At 67.9% G+C, this 14,324-nt stretch carries 10 protein-coding genes; 5 read left to right on the top strand and 5 right to left on the bottom strand.

The window, feature by feature from the left end; translation table 11 throughout:
• The first annotated feature begins 104 nt into the window (after positions 1-104).
• Genes LzC2_RS10140 through LzC2_RS10125 form a run of 4 tightly spaced genes read left to right on the top strand, consistent with a single transcriptional unit; the run spans position 105 to position 4,162 of the window.
• The gene (locus LzC2_RS10140; RefSeq protein ID WP_171186477.1) at positions 105-683 is read left to right on the top strand and encodes a response regulator; all 579 of its coding nucleotides are present in this window, start codon (positions 105-107) and stop codon (positions 681-683) included.
• Between the two features lie 13 nt (positions 684-696).
• The gene (locus LzC2_RS10135; RefSeq protein ID WP_171186474.1) at positions 697-1,410 is read left to right on the top strand and encodes a sensor histidine kinase; all 714 of its coding nucleotides are present in this window, start codon (positions 697-699) and stop codon (positions 1,408-1,410) included.
• Positions 1,407-3,215: a Na+/H+ antiporter NhaC family protein gene (locus LzC2_RS22255; protein WP_171186472.1), complete on the top strand. Its 1,809-nt coding sequence runs from the start codon at positions 1,407-1,409 to the stop codon at positions 3,213-3,215. Before LzC2_RS10135 ends, LzC2_RS22255 begins: the two co-directional genes overlap by 4 nt.
• 41 nt (positions 3,216-3,256) lie before the next feature.
• On the top strand, positions 3,257-4,162 hold the full coding sequence (locus tag LzC2_RS10125) for a dihydrodipicolinate synthase family protein (RefSeq protein WP_171186470.1): 906 nt from the start codon (positions 3,257-3,259) through the stop codon (positions 4,160-4,162).
• A gap of 24 nt (positions 4,163-4,186) precedes the next feature.
• Here the strand turns inward: LzC2_RS10125 and LzC2_RS10120 are convergent, their stop codons facing one another.
• Positions 4,187-4,942, bottom strand: coding sequence for an AIM24 family protein (locus tag LzC2_RS10120; protein WP_171186480.1), 756 nt, complete (start codon positions 4,940-4,942; stop codon positions 4,187-4,189).
• A gap of 160 nt (positions 4,943-5,102) precedes the next feature.
• On the opposite strand from LzC2_RS10120, the gene LzC2_RS10115 reads away from it, so the two are divergent.
• On the top strand, positions 5,103-5,816 hold the full coding sequence (locus LzC2_RS10115) for an SGNH/GDSL hydrolase family protein (protein ID WP_171186469.1): 714 nt from the start codon (positions 5,103-5,105) through the stop codon (positions 5,814-5,816).
• 6 nt (positions 5,817-5,822) lie between these two features.
• Here the strand turns inward: LzC2_RS10115 and LzC2_RS10110 are convergent, their stop codons facing one another.
• From LzC2_RS10110 to LzC2_RS10095, 4 genes are all read right to left on the bottom strand, one after another.
• Positions 5,823-8,387 carry a prolyl oligopeptidase family serine peptidase gene (locus LzC2_RS10110; protein ID WP_171186467.1) on the bottom strand — a complete coding sequence of 855 codons (2,565 nt, stop codon included), beginning with the start codon at positions 8,385-8,387 and terminating at the stop codon, positions 5,823-5,825.
• Positions 8,388-8,500: 113 nt separating this feature from the next.
• Positions 8,501-10,474: a PAS domain-containing protein gene (locus LzC2_RS10105; protein WP_171186465.1), complete on the bottom strand. Its 1,974-nt coding sequence runs from the start codon at positions 10,472-10,474 to the stop codon at positions 8,501-8,503.
• 226 nt (positions 10,475-10,700) lie between these two features.
• Positions 10,701-12,896, bottom strand: a complete 2,196-nt coding sequence (locus LzC2_RS10100) for a glycoside hydrolase family 32 protein (protein WP_171186463.1) — start codon at positions 12,894-12,896, stop codon at positions 10,701-10,703.
• Between the two features lie 78 nt (positions 12,897-12,974).
• Entirely contained in the window at positions 12,975-14,324 is a 1,350-nt protein-coding gene (locus LzC2_RS10095; protein WP_171186461.1) for a sulfatase-like hydrolase/transferase, read from the bottom strand.

Raw genomic sequence — 14,324 nt, 5'->3', positions numbered from 1 at the left:
TGCCCGACGCCCCCGACCCCCCGCCCGACGACCAGAAGCCCTCTTCGCGGAAGAAGAAGAAGGCGTCGTCCGGGCGTAAATCCCGATCACGGACTGATCTGTCGATGAAGACCGTCTTCACCACCGGCGAAGCCGCCAAGATTTGCAAGGTCTCTCAGCAGACCATCATCCGCTGCTTCGACAGCGGGCAGCTCAAAGGCTTCCGCGTTCCCGGCAGCCGGTTCCGCAGGATCCCCCGGGAGATCCTGTACAAGTTCATGAAAGAGAACGGCATTCCGACCGACTCGCTGGAAAGCGGGAAGCGGAAGGCGCTGGTCGTGGACGACGACGAATCGCTCGTCGAACTGATCCGCGACGTGCTCGAAGCGGACGGCCGCTTCGACGTACGAAGCGTCAACAACGGCTTCGACGCCGGCATCACCGTCAAGGAATACAAGCCGGACGTGATGGTGTTGGACATCATGCTCCCGGACATCAACGGCCAGGAGGTCTGCCAGCGCGTCCGCGGCGACTCCAACCTCGATTCGACGCGGATCATTTGCATCTCCGGCATGGTCGAGCGCGAGAAGGTCGCCGACCTGATGGAGAGCGGCGCCGACGACTTCCTGCACAAGCCGTTCGACGTGGAGACGCTGCTGGAACGAGTTTGCGCCCTGCTGGATATGGAAGCCCCGTCCGCCTGAGCGGCACGGCTCCATGACGGACGATTTCGAGACCCGCCTCCGCGACGCGAAGCTCGCCGCGATGGCGGAGTTCTGCGCCGGCGCCGGGCACGAGATCAACAATCCCGCGGCCGCGATCCACGGGCGTTGCTCGCTGCTGCTCAGGAACTGCGACGACCCGGCCCTCGCCCGGGAATTGCGGGTGATCTCGGATCAGTCGCTCCGCATCCGCGACATGATCGCGGACGCTCTGCTGTTCGCCCGCCCGCCGGAACCGCGACCGGAACCTGTGTGGCTGGGTGAGGTGGTCGAAGAGGCGCTTCCCGGCCTGCGGGAGCGAGCCGCCGACGCCGACTGCACGATCGAAACGGACCTCGCCGCGGTCGCATTGAACGCCGACCCGGAGCAACTCGCCGTCGTCGCCGCTTCGCTGGGGCGGAACGCGATCGAAGCCGGCGCCAATCGCGTGCGGTTTCGTGTGAGGCACAGAGCGGGGCGAGCGATCCTCTGGATCGGCGACGACGGCGACGGCTTTACGGAGCAGGAGCGGAAACACGCCTTCGACCCGTTCTTCTCCGGACGGCAAGCGGGGCGGGGGTTGGGGTTCGGGTTGCCGAAGTGTTGGCGCATCGTCACGTTGCACGCCGGCACGCTCGACGTGCGTTCGTTCCCCGGCCGGACCGTGTTCCGGGCGAGTCTGCCCGCGCTCGCCGCTGACGCCGTCGGCCCCCTGGCCGCTCCCGAATGACGTTGCGTTCCGCTGCGCTGCTCCTCATCGCCGTCGGTTGGATGATGCATCCCGGGCCGCTGGCCGGGCAGGAGCCGGACATCGCCGCGGCAACGGTGGAGGTCGCTGACGCTGCGGCTCCCCCGACCGACCCGGAGGCCGAGCCGGTCGAACTCACGGCTGCGGAGAAGCGTGAGGCGGCGGCCCGGAAGTTCCGAGCGTGGTCGCTGGTTCCGCCGCTGGTCGCGATCGGGCTGGCGATCATCTTTCGGCAGGTGCTGTTCGCGCTCCTCGCGGGGGTCTACGGCGGCGGGTTGGTGTTGGCGGGCGGGGAGCCGCTGTCGGCGTTCCGTACGATGTGCACGGACCTGATCCAGCCGGCAGCGGTGGACGACTATCACGTCGTCACGCTGCTGTTCACCTTTTTTCTAGGGTCGATGGTCGGGGTGATGACCCGCAGCGGCGGGACGACGGCGCTGGTCAATTGGGTCGGCGGACGTGCGACCACGCGGGAACGGGGCCAGCTGACCGGCTGGGGACTGGGCTTCCTGGTCTTCTTTGACGACTACGCGAACATGCTGTTGCTGGGCGGAACGCTCAAGCCGCTGACGGATCGCTTGAAAATCAGCCGCGAGAAGCTCGCCTTTCTGATCGACAGTACCGCCGCCCCGGTTGCCGGGCTGGCAGCGGTGTCGACGTGGGTCGGCGTGGAGATCGACGCGATCAGCGAGGGCTTCGTCGCGCTGGGCGGAGAGGGAATCAGCTACGTCTACTTCCTGGAGACGATCCCGTATCGCTTCTATCCGATCTATCTGCTGGCGTTCGTGTTTGCGATCGCCTGGACCGGCCGGGACTACGGTCCGATGCGGCGGGCCGAGGTACGGGCCGCGACGACGGGGCAGCTGATTCGTCCGGGATCGTCGCCGGCCTCGGCGGACGAAGTCGAGGTCGAAGACGCCCGGCCCCGCCTGGTGAACGCCCTCCTGCCGATTGCCGTGCTGGTGGGCCTGTTGGCGGCGGTCATGTGGGCGACCGGGTTGGAGGCGACTGGAGAAGACGGATGGTGGCCGAGCGGGGAGGGAAACTCGGTTCGGAAGGTGATCGAGACCGCCGACAGCTTCACCGCGTTGTTGATCGCCTCATTGGCCGCGTCGCTAACGGCCTGCGCGACCGCTGCCGCGACCGGGGCGCTCTCGGTGAAAGGAACCGCCGAAGCGTGGGTCTCCGGGGCGCAGGGGATGTTCCCGGTCGCGGTGATCCTGATTCTGGCCTGGTCGGTCGGCCAAGCCTGCGAATCGCTGGGGACGGGCAACTACCTCGCTGACGTCGTGGCGCCGTACCTCGCGGCCGAATGGCTGCCCGCCGCCGGGTTCCTGATCGCTGCGGCGATCGCGTTCAGCATCGGTTCCAGCTGGACGACGATGGCGATCGTGATCCCGCTGCTGGTGCAATTGGGGGCGAAGCTGATCGGCTCGCCCGGGGAGGGAATCGCGACGATCGCCTCGGAACCCGCGATGCTCGGCACGATCGGCGCCGTGCTGGCGGGGGCGATCTTCGGGGACCATTGCTCCCCGATCAGCGACACGACGGTTCTCAGCAGCGCCGCCAGCGGCTGCGACCACCTCGACCACGTCTCCACCCAGATGCCCTATGCGGCAACGGTCGGTTGGATCTCGCTGGTCTGCGGATACGTCCCCGCCGGCTTCGGCGTGCCGGGGTGGATCTGTCTGCCGATCGGCCTCATCGCCTGCTTCGCGGTGGTGCGACTCGTCGGATCGCGCGTCGATCATGCGTCCTCGATGACGGATGATGCGGCGACCGCCTAAGCTGGCATCGTCTGTTCGCTTGTTCGTTTTCTGGTCGGTCCATGTTCCGCGGCATCCTCGTTCCGACGCTCACCCCGCGGGCCGCCGACGGCGGAGTGGACGAAGACGCCCTGCGATCGCACGTCGACTGGTTGATCGGGAAGGGCGTGCACGGGTTGTACCCCTGCGGCAGCACGGGGGAGGGCGTGCGGCTGACGGCGGACGAACGGCGGACCGTCGTGCGGGCGACCTGCGAGGCCGCCGCCGGCAGGGTGCCCACGTTGCCCGGTGTGTACGGCGCGAATCAGTCCGAGTTGCTCGCTGAGTGCGAGCACGCCGCCGAGTGCGGAGCCGCGGCGGTCGCGGTGACGGCACCGATCTACTTTCAACCCTCGCCCGCCGCGATCGAGGAACATTTTCGTCGGCTCGCCGCGGAGAGTCCGGTCGGCATCTTGGTCTACAACATCCCGGCGTTCGCCGCGACGATCCCGGTCGAGGTGACCGCCCGGCTGGCGAAGGAATGCGAGAACGTCGTCGGGGTGAAGGACAGCAGCGGGGACGTCTCGGCGATGGTGCGGTTGTGCGCCTCGATTCTGCCGGGCCGGCCGGACTTCTCGATCCTCACCGGCTGGGATGCGGCGCTGCTGCCGATGCTCGCCGCCGGCGCCCACGGGGGAACGAACGCGACGGCGAACGCCGCCCCGGAGGTGGTGCTGGATGTGTTTGATCGCCACGCCGCCGGAGAGATGGACGCGGCCCGCAACGCTCAATACCGCCTGACGAACCTCTTTGACGCTCAGATCAACGTCGGGGAGTTCCCCGACGGCATCCGCCTCGCCGCGGAGGCTCGCGGCGTGCTCCCCGAGAGCCAAGCACGCCTTCCGCAGTCCGACGCGGCGGCGAGCGAACTGGAGGCCGCCCGTCCCCGGTTCCAGCAGGCGCTGGCGGCGGCGAGCGTCACGGGGTGATCGGCGTCCCGGTGGCTCTGGTCGTTATCGCGCCCCGGCCGGCATCGCACGTTCCTCGTAGGGCTGGACGACGACGAAGCCGGGGCTGCGGCCGGCGGCGAACTGCATCTGGATGCTCTCCCCGCTGCCGCGGCCCAGCAGGGTTTTCAGCTGCACGTCGGTTTTGAACTGCGGTTCGAGGTTCCCGCTCCAGGCGATCGTCGCCTGCGGATCGGTGAACACCGGCGGGCCGCCCGGTTCGACCCGCAGCGTCAGCGGGTCGTAGTGCGTGGTGATCGCCAGCATCCCGCGGCCGGCGAACCGCACGTTGAACAGCCCGCCGCCGGCGATCGCCCCCAGCGATCGCATCAGGTTGATGTCCCATTCGAGCGTCGGCTCGAAGGCGAGCATGTCGTTGCCGTTGACGAATAGGCTCTCCCCTTTGAGATACAGCACGGTCACCTTCTTGCCCTGATCGGCGAGGTACAGTCGGCCGCGGCCGGTCGCTCGGGTCATCTTCGCCCCCTCGCCGCTGAACGCTTTCTTGAGGAACTTGCCGAATCCGTGTTCGAGCATGCCTTCTCGCTCGAAGCCGATCCGGCCGGTGTAGGCGACCATCGCGCCGGCCTTCATCCAGACCTCTTCGCCGCCGTCCCCGAGGTTCACCTCGAGCAATCGGTCCCGCTCCAACTCGAAGAACCCCTCGCCGCGGTCCTGTTGATCGGTCGCGGCGACGAACTCCTCAAGGCTGTGGCGACGGTCGGTGTCGCTCTCGGGGAGATCGGAGGAGGGGGACGGCACGACGGACACGGGGAGGCTCCGAGCGAGGGGATGGGTAAGGGATGTGACGGGAACGCTCGGCAGGCCGAGTTGGATCAGCGACCGCAGGATGAACCGTTCGGCGGTCGTGGGCGAGCGGACCCGCTACGCTGGCGGCGTTCGCCCCCTTTCGAGAGATCCGATGCTGCCCGTCCTCGCCCTGCTGATGCCCGCGTTGACCACGGTCGCCTTCGCGCCGCCGACCCCCGCGCCGGACACGGTCGATCCGGCGCTCCCCAACGTCCTCCTCATCGGCGATTCAATTTCCATCGCCTACACGGACCCCGTTCGGCAAGAGTTGGCCGGCGAAGCGAACGTCTTCCGCATCCCGGGCAACGGCGGGCCGACGACTCGGGGACTCGCTAATCTCGACAAGTGGCTGGGCGACCGAAAGTGGGACGTCATCCATGTGAACTGGGGACTGCACGACCTTAAATATATGGACGCGAAGGGCGCCCTCACCGCGGTGGAGAAGGGCAAGCAGCAGGTGCCGCCGGACGACTATCGCAAGAACCTCGGCAAGCTGTTCGACCGGCTGGAGAAGACCGGGGCGAAGGTGATCTGGGCGACGACCACCCCCGTGCCGGAAGGGGCGAACGGGCGGGTCGCCGATGAATCCGTGGACTACAACAAGATCGCCGCGGAGGTCGTGAAGGATCGCGACATCGCCGTGAACGACCTGCACGCCGTCGCCGCCGCCGACTTGAAGACGCTGCAGCGTCCCCGCGACGTGCACTTCAAGCCGGAAGGGTCCGTCGTTCTAGCCCAAGCCGTCGCTGACGCTGTCCGGGCCGCGCTGGGCCTCGAGCCGGCCAATGAAGAAGCGGCGATCGAGTCCGGGACGGCCGTCGACTGACGCCGCTTACGGCTTCATCAGCGCGTCGCGGAAGAAGTTCGCCCGCAGTTCGCGGGCCTCGTCTCGCTCGCCGCTGCCGTGGCCGCCCTCGGGGTAGACCTTCAAGGTGAAGTTCTTCCCGGCGGCGCGGAGGGCGTCCGCGGTGTCGTAGGTGCAGGCGGGGTCTACGTTGCGGTCCGATCCGCCGAGCGTCAGCAGCAGTTCCCCCTCCATCAGAGGGGCGTCGCGGATGTTGGAACTGTCGTCGTAATGCGGGCCGACTTTGCCCATCCAGGCCTCGTTCCACCACATCTTATCGATGCGATTGTCGTGGCAGCCGCAGTCCGCGGCCGCGGCCTTGTAGAAGTCGTTGTGGGACAGCAGCGCCCGCATGGCGCTCTGACCGCCGGCCGATCCGCCGTAGATGCCGACGCGGTTCGTATCGAGGGCGGGGTACTTCTCGGCCAGCGCCTGGATGAACAGCACGCGGTCCGGGAAGCCGCTGTCGCCGACGTTCCGCCAAGCGACGTCGTGGAACGCTTTGCTTCGCCAGTTCGTGCCCATCCCGTCGCACCGCACCACGGCAAAGCCCAGCGCGGCGAGTTCCCGGGCGTGGCGGGACGTTCCCCAGCTTTTCGCGACGAACGCCCCGTGAGGACCGGCGTAGATGTTCTCGATGATCGGCAGGGAACCGGGATCGGCAGTGTCCGGGTCAAAGCCGGGGGGGAAGATGACGGTACCGTAGATGTCCGTTTCGCAGTCGCGGCCCTTGGCGACGAAGCGTTCGGGCGGTCGCCAACCGGTCGCCAGCCGGGCGGCGGGGTCGGCTCGCTCCAGTTCGCAAATGAGGGCGCCGGTCTCCGCGTCCCGGAGGATCGTGACCGGCGGCAGATCGACCCGGCTGAACCGGTCGAACAGGTAGCGGCCGTCGTCGCTGAACGTCCATTCGTGGGTGCCGTCGCCGGGTTCGCGGTCATCCGAGGTGAGGACGACAAGGTCCGTTCCATCCAGATTCACCCGGCACAGATGCTTGTAGTAGGGGTCTTGACCGGGAACGATTCCCCCCGCGACGAACCAGACGCGGCCGTCTTCGATCTTCTCGACCCCTCGCACGACCCAGTCGCCGGACGTGACGGCGTTCAACACGTCGCCGGATCCCGCTTCGATGCGATACAGATGGTTCCATCCGCTGCGTTCGCTGGCCCAGAGGAACGTCTCCGGCCCGTCGGACTCGTTCGCTTCTTCGGGCGACAGCCAGCGAAACTCCGTTTTCTGGGAGTAGTCGACGAAGGAGTCGGGGCGTTCCTCGACCACGACCCGTACCGCGCCGGTCTCCCGGTGGGCGGCGAGGATCTGCAACTCTCTGTGCCCTCGTGGGTTGTGGAGGAAATAAACCTCCGATCCGTCCGCCGACCAACGCCAACGGTTCAGGGAGTACGGATCGGCGAACTGGTCCGTCGGCACGTCGACGCGCTCCCCGCTGTCCGTATCAAAGAAGACCGGTTGAACGAGATCCCGCAAGTCGCCTGGCTTCGGATAACTGATGCGGAACGGCTCGACGGTCCGGTCCGCTTCGGACGCCGGGGCGATGCGGATCTTTCGCACCGGGGCGACCGTGACCCGGGTTACGAGAACCGTACGGCCGTCAGGGCTGACGAGCAGCGGACCGCGGTAGCTGATTCGTTCATAGCCTTCCGGCACGGACTCGCCGTCGGCATCGGTGAGCGGGCGATCGGAGGGACGATGCACGACGTTCCCGCGACGCAGAATGATGGTCGTTTGCCGTGGCCCCTCGGCTGCTCGGGGAGCGTCGTCGGAGTCCTCAGCACCGGCGTCGGAGAATCGCGGATCGGGGCCGGCGATGATCGCCCGGCCCGGCGCGTCCGTCCCGGCGAGCGCCGCGAGCGTCGTTCCCCCCGCGTTCTTGACCAGCCAGACGTGCCCGGCGTAGGTGCCCATGTCTCGGTCGGCGCCAGCCGCGACTTGACCATAGGAGGTCTCCCGCCTGCCGTTCAGCCAGAACAGAGTAAGCGGGCCGTCCGTTTGGTTCACGAACGTCACGGTCGTGCGACCGCCGACGTCCAGGTCCGAACGCGGTCGGTCGAGCCACTGGACGTTTTCAGATTGCGGCCCGGCGCCGCCGTCTCCCGCATCGCTGCGATCCACTTCGCGCACCTCAGAACCGTCCACCTCCCACCGGGCGCCGCGGGCGGAGAATCGCACGGGGCCGGTCGGGCCGTCGGGGTACTCGATGACTCGGAACGGCAGCGTTTTGCCGGTGACTGGCTCACCGCCGCGTCGGGAGATCGCGGCGGCGACGGCGTCGTGGTCGAACGCCGGGTGCCGGGCGCCTTCGCCGGGGCGGACCAGCACGAACTCAGCGGTTTTCGGGCCGGTGTCGATGCGATACCAGAAGTCCGGACCCTCGCTGATGACCCGTGGCTGCACCCGGTTTCGGGCGACCCCGCCGTTGGTCGTCTGCACCCAGCGAGCCGCTTCCGCGAAGGACTCGAACGGGCGATCGGCGCCGACGCCGGGGGCGGCGTGGGGGATCGCCGGGGCGAGCGCCAGCAGACAGAGTGATGCAAGCATCGCTCCAACATGCGGGACCGCGGGACGTTTCGCACGCCTTCATCCCGAGAAGAATGTCGCACCTCCCGCCGCGAAGTTCGTTCGGCAGGCAGGAGCGCCGACATACCGAGCGGCTACGACAGCATTTTGACGAGGACGACCGTGACGTCGTCCGCTTGCGGGGCCGGACCGCGGAAACGGCGTCCGGCTTCGTTGAGGCGTTCGAGGATTTCAGCGGCGGGCCGATCACGGTGCTCCGCAGTCGTTCGGAGAATGCGGTCAGCTCCGAATTGCTCGCCGTCGCCGTTCATCGTCTCTTCCAAGCCGTCCGTCGGGATCAGTAAGAGGTCGCCGGGGGACAACCGCACGGTGGGCCCCAGCTCGATGTCCGGTTCGGGGAGGAGGCCGACGATCGGGGCGGTGCTCTCCAAGCGGACCGGATCGCCATTCGCCGGCAGGTGGTAGGCGATATGGCCGGCTGCGGCGTAGCTGAAGCTGCGCGTTCCGGGATCCAGCACGCCGAGCAGCAGGGTGAGGAACAACGGGCCGAGGTCCGGGGTGATTTGCCGCTCCATCCGGTCCATCACGTCCGCAGGGCTGCGCCCGGGGGCGAGGCCCGCTCGCAGGAACGCACGGGCCTCCACCATGACCAGCGCCGGCCCCAAACCGTGGCCGCAGACGTCTCCGACGGCGATCGCCACCGTGCCGTCCGGCTGCATCACGAAGTCGAAATAGTCCCCGCAGGCTTCTTCCGCCGGGAAGACCGTGCCGGCAATGTCGAAGCCCGGCACCGAAGGCGCCGAGGCCGGGTAGAGCCGTCGTTGCACCGCGCGGGCTGCGGAGAGTTCGCGGCGGGCGTGCTCCCGCTCTCGTTCGCGCGTGAGGTCGCGGAAGGTGACGACGGCCCCCACCACGCGGCCTTCGGTCCGCAGGGGCGAGCAATCGTAGGCGACCGGAAAGCTGGTTCCCTCCTTGGTCCAGAAGACCTCGTCGTCGGCGGATCGTTGCTTGCCGTCCTTCAGCGTCGCCCAAATCTTGCACTCCTCATGCGGGAAGGGGAGACCGTCCTCCCGGGTGTGATGCAAAATCGAGTGCTGATCCTTGCCCAGCAGGTCTTCGATTTGCCAGCCGATCATGCTCGCCGCCGCCGGGTTGACGAACGTGACCCGCCCCTGGAGATCCAATCCGTAGACTCCCTCGCCGACGGAATTGAGAATTAATTCGAGCCGGTTCCCCAGTTCGAGAACCTCTTGAGCAGCCCGGTTGCGTTCGGTGATGTCCGTGGAGATCCCGCCCAGCCCCCAGATCTTCCCCGCGGAATCGCGCATGGGGAATTTCACGGAGATGTAGTCCCGCCGTCCCTCCACGTGCTCGACGGTCTCGTCGAACCGGACCGGGTTGCCCCCGTCGATGACCTTCTGGTCGTTTGCACGGATCGCGGCGGCGATCTCGGGCGGGTGGACCTCCTCCTCGGAATGGCCGACGACCTGATCGCGAGTGAGGCCGAAGATGTCCAGGAAACGCCGATTGACCAAAATGTAGTTGCCTGCAGCGTCCTTCAGGTACACCACCGCGGGGGAATGGTTCAGGAAGGTCAGCAAGACGCGCTCCTGCCGCCGAGCGACCGCGGCGCCCTCCTGCGCCTCGCCGACGTCCTCGATGACGGCGATCACGTACGTCTGGCCCTCCAGGTGCAGCGGCGCCAGTCGCAGCGCGATCGGCAGCTCCTCCCCGCCGCGGCAGAGGGCGGCCAGTCCGGCGGACGCCGGGAAGAACAGTGGCCGGGGGCTCTCGAAGAACTGGGGCCAACGCGCCCGATGGCGAGGCCGAAGCGGCTCCGGGATCAGTTCGGTGACCGAGCGTCCTTCCAACTCGCCGGCGCCCCAGCCGAACCGCCGTTCCGTTTCGTGCGTCGCCAGACGGATGATCCCGTCACGATCTGCGACGAGCGCCGCTACCGGGGCCTCTCTCAGGATCGCGTCCGACAAGACGCTCCCGCTGGCGACGCTTTGCGGAGGCGAGACAGACCGGGCGAACAGGGCGTCGACTTGGTCGGCGTCTAGGTCCGGTTGATCTTGCAACGTTGGCGGCGGGACGGACAAAGACAACCGCGGTGCGGTGAGGGCCGCGGTGGTCTTCGTTGATGGGGTCACAATCTTATCGCGGCCGAGCGACCGTAGTGCGCACGATCGAGCCAGCCCGGGAATTCCGAGGCGGCCCATGGGCACCCCGCGCGACGGAGAACCCCTTCCGTAAACGAGAACCGCGGCCGGTGCGGGTCGCTGCAGGCGCCGGAAGTTCGAGGCTTCGCCCGACGGCGAAAGAATGGGCGGTTTAGGGTGATTGGGCCGGCGGCCAAATCGATTTCAGCCGGTGCACCGTCAGGGTCGCGACCGGGTCGCCTTCGCCCACGGAACCCGTCCTCGCCTCAAATGCGTCCGGGCTGCGGGCGTGGACCGTGTAGCGGCGCCCGCCGTCCACGTAGACCTCCGTCACGGTGCGGTCAGTAAAGATTCGGGCGGACGTCCCCTCGAAGCTGACGTCGATCCCGGCGACGGTCAGCGAGTGCCGGCCGTCCTTCTCGAACCGGATCAGCGTTTCCGTCAGCAGGCCCGCGTTCTCCGTCAGCGCCGCCGACGCCGCCTCGGACGTCAGGTTCTCCCAACTCTTCACGGCGCCGGTTCGCAAGCCGAGCATCTCCGGCGCCGGATTGAACCGCAGCCGAGGACCGTCGGCGGTGTCGTGCAGCGTCAGGTCGTGCGGCAGCGACAGGCACTGGTTCACCGTCTGGCCGGGGAATTGCTTGAGATAGGTGGGCGTGCGCACCCAGCCGATCTGCACGCGGCGATCGCTCGGCGCGTCGTTAAAGGTCTGTGCGGCGTAGAACGCGCCGTGCGAATCCCCGTGGGGCCCGCTCTCCGCCGTAAACGACGCCCCGTCGAACGCCCCGAGGAAATAGCGGTTCTGCGCTCCGTAGAGGATCCACTTCGTCTCGTCGGTCGGGGCGCCGTCCCGCAGGACGGGGAGCTCGAACAGTTCCGGGCACTCGAAGACGCTGCCGCGATCGGGGTGGGTGAAGGCGCCGGTGCGTTCCCACGTTCGCAGGTCGGTCGACCGGTAGAAGGCGATCTGCGCCGTCGGCAGAATCGCGTTGCCGTCCGCGTCCGTGTCGGCGGGTACGGCACGGACCTCCGGCGTGTCCTGCTGCTCGTAGACCGCCATCACCCATCGTTCGGTCGGGGCATGCCAGAAGATCTTCGGGTCGCGGCCGGAGTGCTTCACGACCGGGTTCTCCGGCAGTTCGGTGAAGGTCACGCCGTCGTCGCTGCTCGCCAGGCACTCCCCGCGTCCTGTGCTGGTGAACGCGACGAACAGTCGGTCCTTCCCCAGCCCCGCGGAGTTCTGCGAGTCCACGAAGCCGCCGCCGGAGAACATCGCATCGCCGGGGCCGTTCTGAAACAGAGCGATCGGCCGGGCGGTCCAGCTCACGAGATCCGGGCTGGTGTAGTGGCCCCAGTGCATGTTCCCCCAGGCGATCCCGAACGGATTGAGCTGATAAAACACGTGCCACTGACCGTTGTGGTACACGAGCCCGTTCGGGTCGTTATTCCAGCCCCGACGGGCGGCGAGGTGGAAGGCGTTGCGGTAGGGCCGGGTCCAATCCGCCTGCTCCAGCGCCTCGTCTTCCGAACCGGTGCGGATGCGTTCGAACCCCGCTTTGGCGGCTGCCTCCGTCGGTTGACCCATCGTCCGGAGGGTCAGCGTTTTGCCGGCCACGTCGAACGGCGCCAGCGGGTACGCGGCGGTCCAGTCCGGTTCATCGTCGGTCGGCAGCTGGACGTTGAACGACTGCACCTCCGTCTCGCCGTCGAACAGCCCCAGCCGCACGGCGGCTCCGCCGGCCCCCGGGTTCTTTACCGGCACGAGCAGGTGCGAACCGTCGACCGTCAGCGTCCGCTCCAGCGTCACCGGCGGCGGGGGCACCTCCGCCGCGACGTCCGAGAGCACGATCTGATCGACGTTCACATGCCCCCACCCGCCGGTCCGGGCATCGACGATCTCGATGCGGGCGGACCGGCCGCGGAACTCGCTCACGTCCCAGGTCCGCGGCTCCAGTCGCTCGCTCCCGCCGGGAGCGGTGTTCGGGCCGACGGCGGTTCGCACGATCTCCTCGCCGATCCGCAGGTTCACGCAGGTTTCCCCGGCGTATCCGCCGCCGCCGACCAGCAGGTTGAGGTGATCATGCGAGAGGACGAACGGCGGCGAGGTCAGCGTCCCGACCGGGCGATCTCCGCCGTGGAAGCTGTTGACCAGCCGCTTCCCCAGGAACCCTTCGACCGCCATCTGTCCCGGCAACGTGCCCGCCGCCGGGCCGTCGCCGAAGGCGGTTCCCGTCGTGGTCCAGTCGCCGTAAGTCTCGCCCTCGAAATCCGCGACCACCACGTCCGGTCGATCCTCGGATTGAGCGGGGGCCGCGGTCGTGCAGAGCGCCGCAGCGAAGAATGCGAACTGGTGGAGGCGACGAGGCATTGTTCTTTCTCAAAGGGAGCCGGCACCAGTGTGAAGCCGCTGCGACCTCGGTGCGAACGAATCCGTGCAGATGCCTCGCTACGGGCCGTCGAACGTCTCGACGGCCTGCAAGGCGGCGGCGAGGCGGTTTCGCTCGGCCTGCAACTCAGGGGAGAGCGCTCCCGACAGCGGAGCGGCCGGTCTCTCGCCGGGACCGATCACCGGCCGGAACGCCCCCCGATCGGTGAGGATGTGGGTGCGGGAACGCACCTGCCGACGGGATTTGTCCTGAATGTGCACCCATGTCCGGTCCGGCCGGTCTTCCATCCCGGGGACCCCGAGGCGGTCCGCGAAGCTGACGCCGTTGATCGGATTGCGGGGCGCCGGCAGGTCGCACAGATCCGCCAGCGTCGGCAGGACGTCGCTGAACTCGACCAGCCCTTCGTCGACTCCCGGATCGACGGTTCCCGGCCAGGAGACGATCAGCGGCACGCGGGTCCCGGCATCCGTCAGCGTGCCTTTACCGCCGGGGACGACGACGATCCGCGGCCCGTCGGGGCCGGGCACCGTCCGCTTCGACGTGACGCCGACGTCGCAGCCGTTGTCGCCGAGGAACACGACGACCGTGTTCTCCAACGCTCCCGCTTCCTCCAGGTGCGACAACGTCTGACCGACGAGGCGGTCCATGTAGGCCACCATGTCCGGGAGGTACTTGAGGTTCCCTTTGGAACTCGTCGCCAGCGAGGAGGTCCGCTTGAGGGGATCGTCGGAGTCCGGCGTCGGCTCCCAGGGGAAGTGCGGCAGCAGCATCGCGTAGTAGATAAAGAACGGCTCCTCCGCGGTGCTCGCCCGATCGATCTCGGCCTGCACGAAGGCGTTGTATTCATCCGGCCCGTAGGCGTCGGGCTTCGACCACGGGCCGCGCGTGCCGTCCGGGCGGTCGCCCCAGAAGCTCGGCTCGGCGAATCGCGACGTCCGCGATCCCTCAATCTGGATCGGCCAGAACTGCGAGCGATCGAACCCCAACGCGTGCGGCGTGTCGCGCTGCGTGAGGAACGACAGCTGCCATTTGCCCGCCGCGGCCGTGGCGTAGCCGGCGTCGCGAAACAGGTTCGCGACGGTTTGTTCGCGGGCCGGATCGAGGAACTCCCGATGGTTCTGCGGATCGAAGATCACCCGGGGGATGCCGTTGTGCAGCGGCTCGCGGCCCGTCAGCAACTCGGCCCGCGACGGGGAGCAGTACGGGTTGGAAAAGCAGTGCGTGAATCGCCGCCCGCCCGCCGCCAGGCGATCGAGGTTCGGCGTCTCGTACGACGTGCCGCCGTAGCACCCCAGCGCCTCGACCCCCAGATCGTCCGCGAGAATCAGCAGGACGTTCGGCCGCGGCGCGGACGATTCGGCCGAACCGGCGGCGAGCAGCGGCAGGGCGAGGAGCAGCGTCGAAACCAC

It is taken from the genome of Alienimonas chondri (genome assembly GCF_013036045.1).
In the GTDB taxonomy this organism is placed as follows: Bacteria; Planctomycetota; Planctomycetia; order Planctomycetales; family Planctomycetaceae; genus Alienimonas; species Alienimonas chondri.
The sequence above is the reverse complement of the archived record's forward strand: the minus strand, read 5'-3'. Positions and strand labels throughout refer to the sequence as shown.

What these genes read in the sequence shown, in the direction of transcription:
- LzC2_RS10135 (WP_171186474.1), top strand. Translation starts at nt 697, where the DNA reads ATGACGGACGATTTCGAGACCCGCCTCCGCGACGCGAAGCTCGCCGCG.
- LzC2_RS10125 (WP_171186470.1), top strand. Translation starts at nt 3,257, where the DNA reads ATGTTCCGCGGCATCCTCGTTCCGACGCTCACCCCGCGGGCCGCCGAC.
- LzC2_RS22255 (WP_171186472.1), top strand. Translation starts at nt 1,407, where the DNA reads ATGACGTTGCGTTCCGCTGCGCTGCTCCTCATCGCCGTCGGTTGGATG.
- LzC2_RS10110 (WP_171186467.1), bottom strand. Translation starts at nt 8,387, where the DNA reads ATGCTTGCATCACTCTGTCTGCTGGCGCTCGCCCCGGCGATCCCCCAC.
- LzC2_RS10140 (WP_171186477.1), top strand. Translation starts at nt 105, where the DNA reads ATGAAGACCGTCTTCACCACCGGCGAAGCCGCCAAGATTTGCAAGGTC.
- LzC2_RS10115 (WP_171186469.1), top strand. Translation starts at nt 5,103, where the DNA reads ATGCTGCCCGTCCTCGCCCTGCTGATGCCCGCGTTGACCACGGTCGCC.
- LzC2_RS10100 (WP_171186463.1), bottom strand. Translation starts at nt 12,896, where the DNA reads ATGCCTCGTCGCCTCCACCAGTTCGCATTCTTCGCTGCGGCGCTCTGC.